The 12,958-nt window shown below is 68.3% G+C and carries 13 protein-coding genes; 1 reads left to right on the forward strand and 12 read right to left on the reverse strand.

Translation table 11 applies throughout. From position 1 onward, the window contains the following. Window positions 1-37: 37 nt before the first annotated feature. From AX769_RS18965 to AX769_RS19005, 9 genes are read right to left on the reverse strand one after another with little or no spacing between them, the layout of a single operon-like run. The gene (locus AX769_RS18965) at window positions 38-841 is read right to left on the reverse strand and encodes an enoyl-CoA hydratase/isomerase family protein (protein WP_066282288.1); all 804 of its coding nucleotides are present in this window, start codon (window positions 839-841) and stop codon (window positions 38-40) included. Next, window positions 838-1,623, reverse strand: a complete 786-nt coding sequence (locus AX769_RS18970; protein ID WP_066282289.1) for an enoyl-CoA hydratase/isomerase family protein — start codon at window positions 1,621-1,623, stop codon at window positions 838-840. The genes AX769_RS18965 and AX769_RS18970 overlap by 4 nt, the downstream gene beginning before the upstream one ends. 11 nt (window positions 1,624-1,634) lie before the next feature. Beyond that, a complete protein-coding gene (locus tag AX769_RS18975) occupies window positions 1,635-2,393 on the reverse strand; it encodes an SDR family NAD(P)-dependent oxidoreductase (RefSeq protein ID WP_066284029.1) in 759 nt (252 codons plus the stop codon). A gap of 46 nt (window positions 2,394-2,439) precedes the next feature. Next, entirely contained in the window at window positions 2,440-3,369 is a 930-nt protein-coding gene (locus AX769_RS18980; RefSeq protein ID WP_066282291.1) for a hydroxymethylglutaryl-CoA lyase, read from the reverse strand. Between the two features lie 35 nt (window positions 3,370-3,404). Then, entirely contained in the window at window positions 3,405-4,646 is a 1,242-nt protein-coding gene (locus AX769_RS18985; RefSeq protein ID WP_066282293.1) for an acetyl-CoA hydrolase/transferase family protein, read from the reverse strand. Continuing rightward, window positions 4,643-5,845, reverse strand: a complete 1,203-nt coding sequence (locus tag AX769_RS18990; protein WP_066282295.1) for a thiolase family protein — start codon at window positions 5,843-5,845, stop codon at window positions 4,643-4,645. The genes AX769_RS18985 and AX769_RS18990 overlap by 4 nt, the downstream gene beginning before the upstream one ends. Beyond that, entirely contained in the window at window positions 5,845-6,594 is a 750-nt protein-coding gene (locus tag AX769_RS18995) for an SDR family NAD(P)-dependent oxidoreductase (protein WP_066282296.1), read from the reverse strand. Before AX769_RS18995 ends, AX769_RS18990 begins: the two co-directional genes overlap by 1 nt. Next, window positions 6,594-7,760 carry an acyl-CoA dehydrogenase family protein gene (locus AX769_RS19000; RefSeq protein WP_066282298.1) on the reverse strand — a complete coding sequence of 389 codons (1,167 nt, stop codon included), beginning with the start codon at window positions 7,758-7,760 and terminating at the stop codon, window positions 6,594-6,596. Before AX769_RS19000 ends, AX769_RS18995 begins: the two co-directional genes overlap by 1 nt. A 10-nt stretch (window positions 7,761-7,770) precedes the next feature. Continuing rightward, window positions 7,771-8,913 carry an acyl-CoA dehydrogenase family protein gene (locus AX769_RS19005; RefSeq protein WP_082763939.1) on the reverse strand — a complete coding sequence of 381 codons (1,143 nt, stop codon included), beginning with the start codon at window positions 8,911-8,913 and terminating at the stop codon, window positions 7,771-7,773. A gap of 102 nt (window positions 8,914-9,015) precedes the next feature. Here AX769_RS19005 and AX769_RS19010 point away from each other — a divergent pair, with 102 nt between their 5' ends. Next, the gene (locus AX769_RS19010) at window positions 9,016-9,783 is read left to right on the forward strand and encodes a FadR/GntR family transcriptional regulator (RefSeq protein ID WP_066282300.1); all 768 of its coding nucleotides are present in this window, start codon (window positions 9,016-9,018) and stop codon (window positions 9,781-9,783) included. 21 nt (window positions 9,784-9,804) lie between these two features. On the opposite strand, the gene AX769_RS24805 is transcribed toward AX769_RS19010, so the two are convergent. From AX769_RS24805 to AX769_RS19020, 3 genes are read right to left on the reverse strand one after another with little or no spacing between them, the layout of a single operon-like run. Continuing rightward, on the reverse strand, window positions 9,805-10,404 hold the full coding sequence (locus tag AX769_RS24805; protein ID WP_204249239.1) for an AMP-binding protein: 600 nt from the start codon (window positions 10,402-10,404) through the stop codon (window positions 9,805-9,807). After that, on the reverse strand, window positions 10,329-11,756 hold the full coding sequence (locus tag AX769_RS19015) for an AMP-binding protein (protein WP_204249240.1): 1,428 nt from the start codon (window positions 11,754-11,756) through the stop codon (window positions 10,329-10,331). Before AX769_RS19015 ends, AX769_RS24805 begins: the two co-directional genes overlap by 76 nt. Next, window positions 11,753-12,934: an acyl-CoA dehydrogenase family protein gene (locus tag AX769_RS19020; protein WP_066282301.1), complete on the reverse strand. Its 1,182-nt coding sequence runs from the start codon at window positions 12,932-12,934 to the stop codon at window positions 11,753-11,755. Before AX769_RS19020 ends, AX769_RS19015 begins: the two co-directional genes overlap by 4 nt. Window positions 12,935-12,958 lie beyond the last annotated feature (24 nt).

Below are 12,958 nucleotides of genomic sequence, written 5' to 3' on the forward strand. Positions count from 1 at the left end.
GTGATTCCTCTTTCTCGTGTTTGTCGGCCAGGCGAAGTCAGGATCCGGTGAAGTGCGGGGGGCGTTTCTCCCGGAAGGCGGCCAACGCTTCGGGCATGTCGGCGGTGCGTGTGAGGAGCGTCTGGCCGCGATTCTCGAGTTCCATCGCGGCCGCGTACGAGTCGATCTCCTGGTTGAGCCGAAGAGCCGTCTTGGAGAGCCGGACTCCCGACGGCGAGTTGCCGCAGATCGTCGTCGCCATGGCGAGAGCGTCGTCGACGACTCCGCCTTCCGCGCTGATCGAGTTGACGAGCCCCAGTCGAAGTGCCTCGTCGGCCGCGACGAAGCGCCCGGTGAACGCTAGTTCGGCGGCGAACGCCGGGCCGATGAGCCGCGGCAAGAGCCACGACGCACCGAGGTCGCCGGCCGAGAGCCCGATCCGGGCGAAGGCGGCGTTGAAGCGAGCCGTCGGGGAGGCGATCCGGATGTCGGCGGCGAGAGCGAGCGAGAGTCCTCCGCCGGCCGCGGCCCCGTTGACCGCGGCGATGACCGGGATCCTGAGGTTGCGGATCGCAACGAGGCCCCGGCTCCCCCTCTCCTGCAGGTTCAGCATCTCCATTGCCGACAGGGTCGCGAGCTCGCCGGCGGCGTCGATGTCGTAGCCACCGCAGAACGCTCGTCCGGCGCCCGTGAGCACCAGGACGCGGACGGAGAAGTCCGTCGTGATCCTGCGCGCGAGAAGCTCGAACTCGTCGAACATGAGGGCCGTCATCGAGTTGAGGCGGTCCGGCCGGTTCAGCGTCGCCACGACGATGCCGTCGTCGCGCCACTTCACCTGGAGTGTCTCGAAGTCGTCGGTCACGAGAACTCCGGTCGGCGCTTTTGCACGAAGGCGGCGATGCCCTCGCGCCCTTCGCCGGACTCGAAGAGGTCTCGGATCTCGTGACGCTCGAGGGCGATGCCGTCGGCGAGCGGAAGTGTGTCAGAGGCATCGACGGAACGGAGCGCGGCCAGGAGCGCGGGGTAGGACGACTCACGCAGCTGGCTCGCGAGGGCGAGCGCTTCCATCCGGGCCTGACCGGCCGGCACGAGCCGGTCGACGAGCCCCATGGTGAGGGCCTCCGGCGCCTTTATCTGCCGCCCGGTGAGGATCATGTCGAGCGCGTGCCCGCGGCCGACGAGGCGCGGAAGCCGCTGGGTTCCCGCAGCCCCGGGGATGAGCCCGAGTTTGACCTCGGGCACCCCGAACTCGGCGTCGGCCCCGGCGACCCGAAGGGTGCAGGCCGCCGCGAGTTCGAGGCCGCCGCCGAGGGCGAGTCCCTCGACTGCGGCGACGGTGATCCGGGTCGACGCCGCCACGCGCTCGATCATGTGCCGCAGGGCATCGCCGTATTCCTCGAAACCTCTCACGTCGACCGATGCCATGAGCTTGATATCGGCTCCGGCGGCGAAGAATCCCGGCACGGTCGACGCGAACAAGATGACCTTCACGTCGCCGTGGGCGTCGGCCGAGTCGAACGCCTGCTCGATGCCTTCGATCAGGGGAATGCCTAGGGCATTGGCCGGAGCGCGCCCGAGGTCGACTCGAACGATGCCGCCGGGGAGGGTCTCCCAGGTGACCACCGTCTTCTTGATGTCGGTCATGGCGACTCCTCCTAGGCCATCGTCAGGCCGCCGCTGACGGACAGCGTCTGGCCGGTGATGTAGCCGGTCTGATCCCCGGCGAAGAAGACGACGGCCGCGGCGACGTCCGACGGCTGCGCCAGACGTCGCATCGGAACGCCGCGGGTCATCCCGGCGAGCACCTTGTCGGCGTCCTCGCCCGAGTTGTCGGCGAATTTGCGCAGAGCCGGGGTGTCGGTCGGCCCCGGGCAGACGGTGTTGGCCGTCACCCCGCTCTTGGCGACCTCGCGGGCGAGGGTCTTCGTGAAGGCGATGATGCCGCCCTTGGCGCCCGAGTACACGGCCTCGAGTGACGAGCCCACCCGACCCGCATCCGAGCCGATGTTGATGATCCTGCCCCAGCCCCGCTCCATCATCCCGGGCACGATCGCGTGTGTCACCCGGAGGGCGCCCTTGAAGTTGAGGTCGAGGATGCGGTCCCAGAACTCCTCGGTCGTGTCGACGAAGGGCATGAAGTCGTCCCAGCCCGCACAGTTGACGACGATCTCGATGGGCCCGAACTCCGCCTCGACCGCCGCGACGCCGGCCTTCACCGACGCGGTGTCGGTGACGTTCGCGCTCACGGGGATCGCCGTCCCTCCGGCGTCGGTGATGCCCTGGGCCGTAGCCGTTGCGGCTTCGACATTCAGATCGGCGACGGCGACGCGGAAGCCGGCGACGCCGAGGGCCACGCAGATTCCCTGGCCGATTCCGGATCCGCCGCCGGTGACGAATGCGACTCTGTTACTCATGTCAAGCTCCATTGCTCTAGGGGTGATCATCTCTCGTCGGTCAGGATCAGACGAGGGTCGAGTTCCATTCGACCGGTCCGGCCGTGATCGAGTGGCTGGTCAGCTTTCGCCCGAGAACCGCCTGCGCCTCTCGAGCCGACTCGATCACGCCGGCCAGTGAGAGGCCTGTTTCGACGCCCATCTCGTGGAACATGCTGACGAGGTCTTCCGTGGCGATGTTGCCGGTCGAGCCGGCTGGAACCGGGCAGCCGCCCAGTTCGCCGAAGCTGGACTCGAAGCTCGCGCAGCCGACCTCCAGAGCGGCGAACGCGTTGGCCAGCCCCTGCCCGCGCGTGTTGTGGAAGTGCGCGGTGACCTCGACACCCTTGAGGCGATCGAGAGCGGCCGTGAAGAAGTCCGACACGTATGCCGGGTTCGCCATGCCGGTGGTGTCGCCGAAGCCGATCTCGGTGGCCCCGGCCGCAGCGAACCGCTCGGCGAGGTCGAGTACGCGCCCCAGCTCGACGTGGCCTTCGTAGGGGCAGCCGAACGACGTCGCGATGACGGCGGCGCAGGTGAGCCCTTCGGAGGTGATCCGGCGCGCCATCACCTCGTTGTCGGCCATCGACTCGGCGACGGTGCGGTTCACGTTCTTCTTGTTGTGCGTCTCGGAGGCGCTCACGAAGATCGCCGCCTCGTCGAACAGGTCACGGACGACGAGCGCGTTGTCGAGGCCCTTGCTGTTCGGGATCAGGACCATCTTCGCCACGTCGGACGGCACGTCGATGCGGCGGAGAACCTCGACGCCGTCGGCCAGCTGCGGAATGACGTCGGGCCGCACGAAGCTGGCGATCTCGATGCGCTTGAAGCCGGCGCGACCAAGAGAGTTGATGAGCCGGATCTTGTCGTCGGTCGGCACTGTCTCGGGTTCGTTCTGAAAACCATCGCGCGGCCCGACTTCTCGGATCGTGACGCGACTCGGTCGGAGGTTGTTCATGAATCCTTCCTCTTCTTCCTCTTCTTCTTGTTCTTCTAGGCGCTGAGCGCGGCGGCGAGGCCGGACGCGCGGTCGAGGTCGGCACGGAATTCGGGGGCGGCGATCGCCGTGAGTCGGCGCGCACGCTCTGCGAAACCCTGTCCGCGGAGGTGGGCGACGCCGAACTCCGTCACGACCGCGTCGACGTCCGTTCGAGACGTCGACACCGGGCCGCCGGCGAGACTCGCAACGATCGTCGAGCGCTCTCCCGAGCGGGCGCGGAGAGCGATGATGGACAGCGACCCGGAGAGACTGGCGGCTCGTGAGAAGTCGGCCTGGCCGCCGACGGCACCGATGTACGCGCCGCCGCGGGTCTCCGAGTTGACTTGGCCCGAGAGGTCGACCTCGATCGCCGAGTTGACGGCGACAAGCGAACGGAGGCGGGAGAGAACGGCAGGATCGTGCGTGTAGCTCGCCGCTCGGAACTCGATCGGCAGGTCGGACACGCTGTCGTACAGGGCACCGGTTCCGAGCGCAGCGCCGGCGACGACGAGCCCCATGTCGATCTCTTTGCGGGCGCCCGTGATCACTCCGGCGCGCATCAGGCGGACGATGCCGTCGGTGATCATGCCCGAGTGGACGCCGAGGTCGGCACGCCCGTCGAGTTGTTCGAGGACCGCGTCGGGAAGGGCTCCGACGCCGATCTGCAGCGTGTCGCCGTCGTCGATGAGGTCGCTCACGAATGAGGCGATCGTCCGCTCGACGTCGGTCACCCGCGCGGCCGGGACGGTGAGGAGCGGGCGGTCGGTCTCGACGGTCGCGGCGAAGCGATCGAGCGCAATCCGGACGCTGCCGCGCGTGGCGGGCATCCTGCGGTTGATCTCGGCGATCAGGACAGGCGTGTGCTCCACGGCGTCGGCGATGTAGTCGACTCCGGTGCCGAGCGTGCAGTAGCCGTCGGCATCGGGAGGCGAGACCTGGACGAAGCCGACGTCGTGCGGCAGCTCGCCGCGCGCGAACATCGTCGGCAGGCCGGAGTAGTTGCACGGCACGATTTCGAGGCGTCCGGATCGGCTGAGCTTTCGCAAGGCCCCGAGGGCCCCGTACGAGAGCACCTGGAGCTCTTCGGGCGGATCGCTGCTGAGGCGCTCGTCCCACGACATCCCGACGAAGGCGCGCACGGAGCCGATCCTGGCCACCTGGTCGAGAAGCGCGTGGACGAGCGGCGTCGGTTCGGCGCTGGTCTGACTCCACCAGACGCCGTCGCCGGGGCGGATGAAGCGCGTCAGGTCGATCATGACTCGGTCCGCTGGATCAGGGTGGCGGTGCCGAGGCCGCCGCCGCAGCACATCGTCACGAGACCGATCTCGACATCGCGGCGTTCCATCTCGGCGAGGATCGTCGCGATGAGGCGCGCGCCGGTCGCCCCGACCGGGTGGCCGAGCGCGATGGCGCCCCCGTTGACGTTGACCCGGTCCATGTCGGGCTGGAGCTCTTTCTCCCAGGCGAGCACGACGGAGCTGAACGCCTCGTTGATCTCGATGAGGTCGACGTCGTCGATGGTCATGCCGTTCCGGGCGAGGAGTTTGCGGGTGGCCGGGATCGGACCGGTCAGCATGATGATCGGGTCGACCCCGACGGTCGTCTGGTCCAGGACCCGCGCGCGGGCCTTCAGGCCGTGGCTCTCGATCGCGCCCCTCGAGGCGAGCAGCAGGGCTCCGGCGCCGTCCGACAGCGGAGACGACGTTCCGGCCGTGACCCGGCCGTTCTCACTGCGGAAGACGGTTTTCAGACCGGCCAGCGTCTCGAGGTTCGTGCCCGGTCGCACGGTCTGGTCGCCGTGGCGCTCCTGTCCGTCGAGGACGAACGGCACCATTTCGGCGTCGAAGCGACCGGCCTCGATGGCTCCCGTCGCAAGGCGGTGCGACCGCACCGCGAACTCGTCCATCTCTTCGCGGCTGATCGCCCAGCGCTCGGCGATGAGCTCGGCGCTCTCGCCCTGGCTGACGAAGTCATACCGGTCGCGGAGAGCCGCGGGCCACGGTTCGCCGTACAGCTTCGAGATCTCGGCGGGCGAGTTCATCGGCACGTGGTCCATGTGCTCCACGCCGCCGGCGATCACCAGATCGTGCATCCCTGATGCGATGAACGCTGCACCCATGGCTGCGGCCGTCTGCCCGGAGCCGCAGCGCCGGTCGATGGTCGTCGCGGGCACCTCGGCCGGGTAGCCGACCTGAAGCCAGGCGTTCCGCCCGATGTTTCGCGACTGCTCGCCGAACGGCGCCGTGCAGCCGATGATGAGGTCGTCGACCTGCCCGGGGTCGATCCCTGTCCTGGCGACGAGTTCGGTATAGCAGGCGCCCAGGATCTCGTTCGGATGGACGTCGCGGTACCAGCCCTTGTCGTGGTTGGACCGGCCGATCGGTGTCCTGACCGCCTCGGCGATGAGCACCTCGCGGCCGCTCTCGATGAACGGGTTGGTGTAATGGCGTGCCATCAGATGACCGTCCCTCCGTCGACGGGCAGAACCTGCCCGGTGATGTACGACGCGGCGTCGGAGGCGAAGAAGACGAAAGTCTCCGCGATCTCGTCGGGCTGAGCCCAGCGCCCGAGCGGGATCCGCGCGAGCGTCAGGGCGGCGAGCTTCTCGTTCTCGCGGATGTTCTTCGTCATGGCCGTGGCGGCCAGCGGCGCGATCGCGTTCACCGTGATCTGGTTGCGGGCGAGCTCGCGGGCGAGTGACTTGGTCAGGCCGACGATGCCGGACTTCGCGGCCGAGTAGTTGACCTGGCCGATGGTTCCGACGAGGCCGGCGGCGCTCGTCACGTTGATGATCCTGCCGGTGCCGTCGTGCGGAAGGAACGGCAGTGCTGCCTGGCTGACGGTGAAGGTGCCGCCGAGGTGGATGTCGACGATGCGCCGGAACTGCTCCGACTCCATCTTCGAGAACATCGCCGGCGCGATGGCCCCGGCGTTGTTGACCAGGATCGAGAGGGTACCGCCAGTGAGGTCAGCGGCCGCCGCGGCCGCCGCTGCGGCCCCCTCGGCGTCCCGCACGTCGAACGCGAAGCTGTCGGCCCGGCCGCCGCGGTGCTGGATCAGCGAGGCGACGCGCGCGGCGGCTTCGGCGTCGATGTCCGTGACGAGCACGGACGCCCCCGCTTCGGCCATCGCGGTCGCCACGGCGGCTCCGATGCCGCCTCCGGCTCCCGTGATCAGGGCCGAGCGGTCGGTGAGGCTCGCCATCAGTAGCTCCTCGGCAGGCCGAGCACGTGCGACCCGATGTAGTTGAGCACCATCTCCTGGCTGAGCGGCGCGATCTTCAGAAGGCGCGCCTCACGGAAGTAGCGCGCGACGTGGTACTCCTCGGAGTACCCCATGCCGCCGTGCACCTGGAGGGCGCGGTCGGCGGCGTCGAAGCCGGCTTCGGCGCAGAGGTATTTGGCGGAGTTCGCCTCGCGGGCGGAGTCGCGATGGTTGTCGTAGAGCCAGGTGGCCTTGCGCAGCATCATCTCGGCGGCGTCGAGCTTCATCATCGAGTCCGCCAGCGGAAACTGGATGCCCTGGTTCATGCCGATCGGTCGGCCGAACACGTGGCGGTCGTTGCCGTACTTCACGGCCCGGCGCATCGCGGCGCGGCCGAGCCCGAGGGCCTCCGATGCCACGAGCATCCGCTCGGGGTTCAGGCCGTCGAGAATGTAGCGGAACCCCTGACCCTCTTCACCGACGCGATCCTCGACCGGAATGTGAAGGTCGTCGATGAAGAGCTCGTTCGAGCTGATCGCGTTCCGGCCCATCTTCTTGATGCCGCGCACGTCGATCTTGTTGCGATCGAGATCCGTGAAGAACAGGGTCAACCCATCGGTCTTCTTCTTCGAGTCCTCGAACTTCGTCGTGCGGGTGAGCAGCAGGATCTTCTCCGACTCCTGCGCCTTCGAGATCCAGACCTTGCGCCCGTTGACGACGTAGTGGTCGCCGTCGCGCTGGGCGAACGTCGTGATGCGGGTCGTGTCGAGGCCGGCGTCGGGCTCGGTCACTCCGAAGCAGACGTGCATGGAGCCGTCGACGACTCGCGGGAGGTTGCGCTTCTTCAGCTCCTCGGAGCCGTGCACGATCACCGGGTGCATGCCGAAGATGGTGAGGTGGATCGCGCTGGCCGCGTTCATGCCGCCGCCCGACGCCGAAACGGCCTCCAGGATCAGTGAGGCCTCGGTGATGCCCATGCCGCCGCCGCCGTACTCCTCCGGCGTCGTGATCCCAAGCCAGCCTCCGCTTGCGAGGGCTTCGTAGAACTCGGTCGGGAACTCGTGGTCGAGGTCGTGTTGCATCCAGTACTCGTCACTGAACCGCGAAGCGAGTTCGGTGACGGCGTCCTTGATGCTCTGCTGATCTTCCATCAGGTCGAAGTCCACGACCGGCCTCCTAGTGCTTGGCTGCGATGCTCTTTGGCTCGACTATATCAATGGACTGACCATTTAGGTCCACTCCGGCGACAGGAATCGGCTCGAGATCGAGAGAACCGGCGAGGCGCTCGTTCCAGAGGGCCGGGTTTCCGAAGAGCGGGGCGTCGAGCATCGCGCGCTTGTAGAGCAGCTGGAGGTCGTGCTCCCACGTGTAGCCGATGGCGCCGTGCATGGCGAGGGATGAGTCGGCCGTGCGCACACCGGCGGCCGTCACCTGGGCCTTGGCGACGGCGGCGTGCAGGGGCGACTCCTCGTCGCCGGCCTCCACCGTCGCCGCGGAGTAGAAGACGATGGATCGTGAGGCCTCCTCGTCGACGAGCATGGTCGCGGCCGCGTGTTTCATCGCCTGGAACGCTCCGATGAGCTGGCCGTACTGGGTGCGCTGCTTGCTGTAGTCGACGGCCAGCTCGCGCATCCGCGTCGCCGCCCCGAGAGAGTCCGCGGCCACCAGGACCGCGGCGCGCAGGGCGGCCGCTCGAAGCACGGCGTCGGCGTCGACGTCGAGCCGCTCGCCCTCAGCTCCGAGAAGTTCGACGGCGGCGGCACTCCGGCTGCGGTCGAGGAGGGCTGTCGGCGTCACGATGACGCCGGGAGACGCCGCGTCGACCAGCCAGAGTTCGGCGCCCTCGTCGCCCGAGACCGGCACGACGAGCCACCGAGCCCGGTCGGCTCCCAGCGCGATCTCGACGCGGCCGCGAAGACCCGGTTCAGATCTCGCGAAGCGCGCGGGAGCGTCCACGAAGCGGTCCGATTCGACCGCGAGGGCTGCGAAGGCGCTCTCGTCGAGGACGGAATCCGCGGCGGAGGATCCTGCGAGCGCCGGCAGTGCGAGAACCGTGGCGAGCCACGCGCTCGAGGGAGCCGCGTGCCGGGCGAGACGCTCGGCAACGAGGGCGAGCTCGAGGAGACCACCGCCCTGTCCGCCCGCGTCTTCGTCCAGGCCGATGGCGAGCCAGCCGTCCTCCGCGAGCTGCGCTTCGAACGACGACGGGTCGGCCGAATCCAGCCAGGTCCGCACGGCCTCGGGTGGCGCGGCGTCGTCCAGCCACCCCGCCAGGGCGTCGGCGAACATCTTCTGCTCGGAATCGAGTGCCCACCGCATGGCTGCTCCTTCGCATTTTCGAGGCCGGGTAGTCTATGAAGAACAGGTTTAACCACGACCATAGCTTCGGTCAGACCATTAGACCACAAACTTGGAGGTCCCATGCCTGCTCCGGAGTCCCCCGGCGTGCCCGATCGTTCCTCGATCCAGCTCTCGCCGATGAAGGTCCCCAAGGCGTCCGACGTCCTGGCGAACGAGCTGCGCGAGCGTATCCTGACCGGTGAATTCGCCGAGGGGATGGGCCTTCCGCCCGAGCGAGACCTCGTCGTCCAGACGCGAATGAGCCGGACGACCGTCCGTGAGGCGCTCCGCATCCTCGAGGTCCAGGGCCTGATCCGCATCAAGTCGGGCCGAACCGGGGGCGCGTTCGTCCAGCAGCCGGGCGAAGAAGCGATGGCGAGCACCGTCAACCTCCTCATCCGCGGTCGTCAGATCCGACTCGCCGCTCTGCTCGAGACGCGCGAGGCCATCGAGCCCTACTGCGCCGAGCTCGCCGCCGCCCACCGCACGGAAAGCGACCTCACCGACATCGAGGCGGCCAACGTCGCGCTCCGCAATGCCGACGACGACCTCACGGCCTTCCTCGAGGCGAACGTCGAGTGGCATGTCGCCGTCGCCCGCGCGAGTCACAACGAACTGCTGTCGGGCCTGATGATGGCCCTGTCACGCGCGATCTTCGCGGCGACCCTCGACGAGACGTTCGTCGACGTCGAGGTGCGCAAGCACGCGATCCACGCCCACGAGACCATCACCGAGGCGATCCGCGAGGGCGACGCGGCCGCCGCCCTGCGCCGCATGAAGCGTCACGTCTACTCGTACGCCGAAGAGGTGCTCAAATCGGGTGGCCGCTCCGAGGTCGACGTTCCCTGATGCTGCGCTCCTCCTCGCTCGCTACTTCGTCGAGGTGAGCCCCACGCGCTCGCGGATCTGAGCGATCGCCTCGGGGTTCTCGGCACCCGACAGATCACCAGGATCCGTCCCGAGCGCCGCCGCGCGCACGGCGCGACGCATGATCTTGGCCGACCTCGTCTTCGGAAGCTGCTCGACCATCCGCACCAGCGACGGTGCGAACGGCTTCCCGAGCTCGGTGGCGACGAGGGCTTTGAGCTCGTCCGAGACGTCGTCGTCGGCGTGGCCGCGCCGCGGCACCCAGAACGCCCACACGGCCTCGCCCTTGGTCGAGTCCGGAACACCGACGACGGCGGCCTCGGCCACCGCCGGATGCGCGATGAGGATGGATTCCACTTCGGCCGGCGCGAGCCTCTTGCCGGCGACGTTCATCACGTCGTCCGAGCGCCCGAGGACGAACCACTGGCCGTCTTCGACGAGCGCGAAGTCACCGTGGTGCCACAGGCCGGGGAACCGCGTCCAGTAGGCGGCGAGATAGCGCGCTTCGTCGCGCCAGACTCCGCGGGTCATCGCGGGCCACGGCTGCCGGCAGACGAGTTCGCCGACCTGTCCACGGAGCGAGTGGCCGTCGTCGTCGACCACGTCGACGTCCATCCCGAGCGACGGCCCCCGAGCGAGCAGCTGCGGATGGACTCGACGGGGTACGGCGCGAGGAACGACCCACCGACCTCCGTGCCGCCGGAGAAGTTGATGATCGGCACCCGGCCGTGGAACACCGACTCGGCCAGCCAGTCGTAGGCGCTCGGATCCCAGGGCTCTCCCGTCGATCCGATCGCGTGCACGCTCGACAGGTCGTAGCCCGCGTATGTCGTCGTCCCCGCCGCTCGGAGCGTGCGGATGAGCGTCGGCGAGACTCCGAGCATCGTCACCCGGTGCGCTTCGACGAGGCGCCAGAGGCGATCCGTGTCGGGCACGTCGGGCGAACCCTCGTAGAGAAGCACCGCCGCACCGTTGGCGTGGGCGCCGAAGATCGACAGCGGGCCCATGATCCAGCCCATGTCCGTGATCCAGCAGAAGACGTCGCCACGGTTGACGTCGAACGAGTACGCCACCTCGCTCGCCGTCTTGACGACGAACCCGGCGTGCGTGTGGATCGCCCCCTTCGGCCTGCCCGTGGTGCCGGAGGTATAGGCGAGGAGGAGCGTGTCGGTCGGAGCCATGTCGACGGGCTGGAGCTTGCGGTCGGAAGCGGTCACCAGCATCGACCAGGGCACGGTCAGGCGGTCGTCCTGCCTCGACGCCTCGGTCACGCGGCCGCCGACGGCGACGACGAGCTCAACCGACGGGCAGCTCACGAGCGCCTCGTCGAGCAGGCGCTTCATCTCGACCGTCTTCCGCCGCCTCACCGTCGAGTCGGCGACGATCACAGCGGTGGCCTCGGCGTCCTGAAGACGTGACGCGATGGCGGCCGGGGCGAAGCCGGAGAACAGCGGCACGATGATGGCGCCGAGCGACGCGACGGCGTAGCACGAGACGATCGCTTCGACGGTCATCGGCAAGAAGAGCGCGACGGCGTCCCCGCGACGGATTCCGTACGAGGCGAGCCCACCCGCCACTCGTTCGACCTGGTCGGCGAGCTCGGCGTACGTGAGCCGGGTGACGGTTCCGTCTTCGGCCTCGTGAATGACGGCGGGCATGCACGCATCGGCCGGATCGGCGAGCCAGCGGCCGACGCAGGCGTCGACGAGGTTGAACGTCGATCCGACGAACCAGTCGGGGTGCTCGATCCCGGCCCCGAGGTCGAGAACGGCGTCGTACGGGGTGCGGAAGGGGATTCCGAGGTCTTTCACGACGACGTCCCAATACCACGCGACGTCTTCGACCGAGTGCTGCCGGAGCTCGGGGAGCGTCGCATGCCCGTGAGCGCGACCGAGCCGCGTGACGTTGGCGTTCTCGATGTACTCGTCGGTCGGATTCCAGACGTAGTCGGTCATTTGGCACTCCTCGGCATCTGGAGGATGCGTTCGGCGATGATGTTGCGTTGGATGAAGGTCGACCCTCCGGCGATGGCAGTCCCGCGGGCCTGGTAGGCGAGGCGGAGCCACCGTGACCGCTCGGGAAGGGCAGGATCCAGGGCGAGCTGGCCCCCGAGAGGCTCGAGTGACAGGCTGAAATCGGCTAGGTCTTCGACCAGCGGACAGAAGTAGAGCTTGCCGATCGACGTCACGGCGCCGGGAGGGCCGTCGTCGGTGGCGAGCGCGACCACCCGCTGGCCGATGAGGTAGTGGACCAGCGAGCGTCCGTAGAGGTCGGCGACCTTCTGGCGGACGACTGGATCCGCACCCAGGGGCGCTCCGTCGGGCCCGGCCGAATCGCGGACGACCCCGATGATGTCGCGGACGGCCTTGCGCGTGTTGACGCGACCGGTCGCGATTGCGACCCGTTCGAAGCCGAGCGTCGACATAGCCACCTTCCAGCCGCCGTCGACCTCGCCGATGACGCCCTCCTCGGGGATGAACACGTCGTCGAGGAACACCTCGTTGAACTCGGATTCGCCGAGCATGTGAGCCAACGGACGCACCGTCACGCCGTCGGTGTCCATCGGCAGGACGAAGAACGTGATGCCCCGGTGCCGCGGCTCGGTGCCGGTGCGCGCCAGCAGGATCGCGTTCTGGGCGATGTGCGCGCGCGAGGTCCACACCTTCTGGCCGTTGACGAGCCAGCCACCATCGACCTTGGTCGCTGAGGTGCGGAGCGACGCGAGGTCGGATCCTGCCTCTGGTTCGGAGAAGAGCTGGCACCAGATCTCGTCGCCCGTAAGAATCGGCCGGAGGTAGCGCTCCTTCTGAGCCTCGGTGCCGTACTCGATGATGGTCGGGCCGCCGAAGTCTTCGCCGATGGTATTGAGACGCTCGGGGGCGCCGGCGCGGTCGAGCTCTTCGGTGAAGATGGCTCGGATGTTCGCTCCGGTGCCCTGGCCGCCGAATTCGGAAGGCCACGAGAGACCCGCGTAGCCGCCGTCGAACAGGAGCCTCTGCCAGGCTTTCCAGAACGGGACCTTGTCGACGAGGTCGGCCGGCTCGGGCCAGTCGAGCGTCGGCAGCGTTGCATCGAGAAAGGCGCGCGCGTCGGCGCGGAACCGCGCTTCTTCGGGCGAGTCCGAGAGTTCCATGGTGAATCCCCGATCAAGTTAGGG

It is taken from the genome of Frondihabitans sp. PAMC 28766, from assembly GCF_001577365.1.
In the GTDB taxonomy this organism is placed as follows: domain Bacteria; phylum Actinomycetota; class Actinomycetes; order Actinomycetales; family Microbacteriaceae; genus Frondihabitans.

Coding starts and splice junctions, on each gene's coding strand:
- AX769_RS18970 (WP_066282289.1), bottom strand. CDS start 1,623: ATGACCGACATCAAGAAGACGGTGGTCACCTGGGAGACCCTCCCCGGC.
- AX769_RS18975 (WP_066284029.1), bottom strand. CDS start 2,393: ATGAGTAACAGAGTCGCATTCGTCACCGGCGGCGGATCCGGAATCGGC.
- AX769_RS18980 (WP_066282291.1), bottom strand. CDS start 3,369: ATGAACAACCTCCGACCGAGTCGCGTCACGATCCGAGAAGTCGGGCCG.
- AX769_RS18985 (WP_066282293.1), bottom strand. CDS start 4,646: ATGATCGACCTGACGCGCTTCATCCGCCCCGGCGACGGCGTCTGGTGG.
- AX769_RS18990 (WP_066282295.1), bottom strand. CDS start 5,845: ATGGCACGCCATTACACCAACCCGTTCATCGAGAGCGGCCGCGAGGTG.
- AX769_RS18995 (WP_066282296.1), bottom strand. CDS start 6,594: ATGGCGAGCCTCACCGACCGCTCGGCCCTGATCACGGGAGCCGGAGGC.
- AX769_RS19005 (WP_082763939.1), bottom strand. CDS start 8,913: ATGCGGTGGGCACTCGATTCCGAGCAGAAGATGTTCGCCGACGCCCTG.
- AX769_RS19010 (WP_066282300.1), top strand. CDS start 9,016: ATGCCTGCTCCGGAGTCCCCCGGCGTGCCCGATCGTTCCTCGATCCAG.
- AX769_RS19015 (WP_204249240.1), bottom strand. CDS start 11,756: ATGACCGACTACGTCTGGAATCCGACCGACGAGTACATCGAGAACGCC.
- AX769_RS19020 (WP_066282301.1), bottom strand. CDS start 12,934: ATGGAACTCTCGGACTCGCCCGAAGAAGCGCGGTTCCGCGCCGACGCG.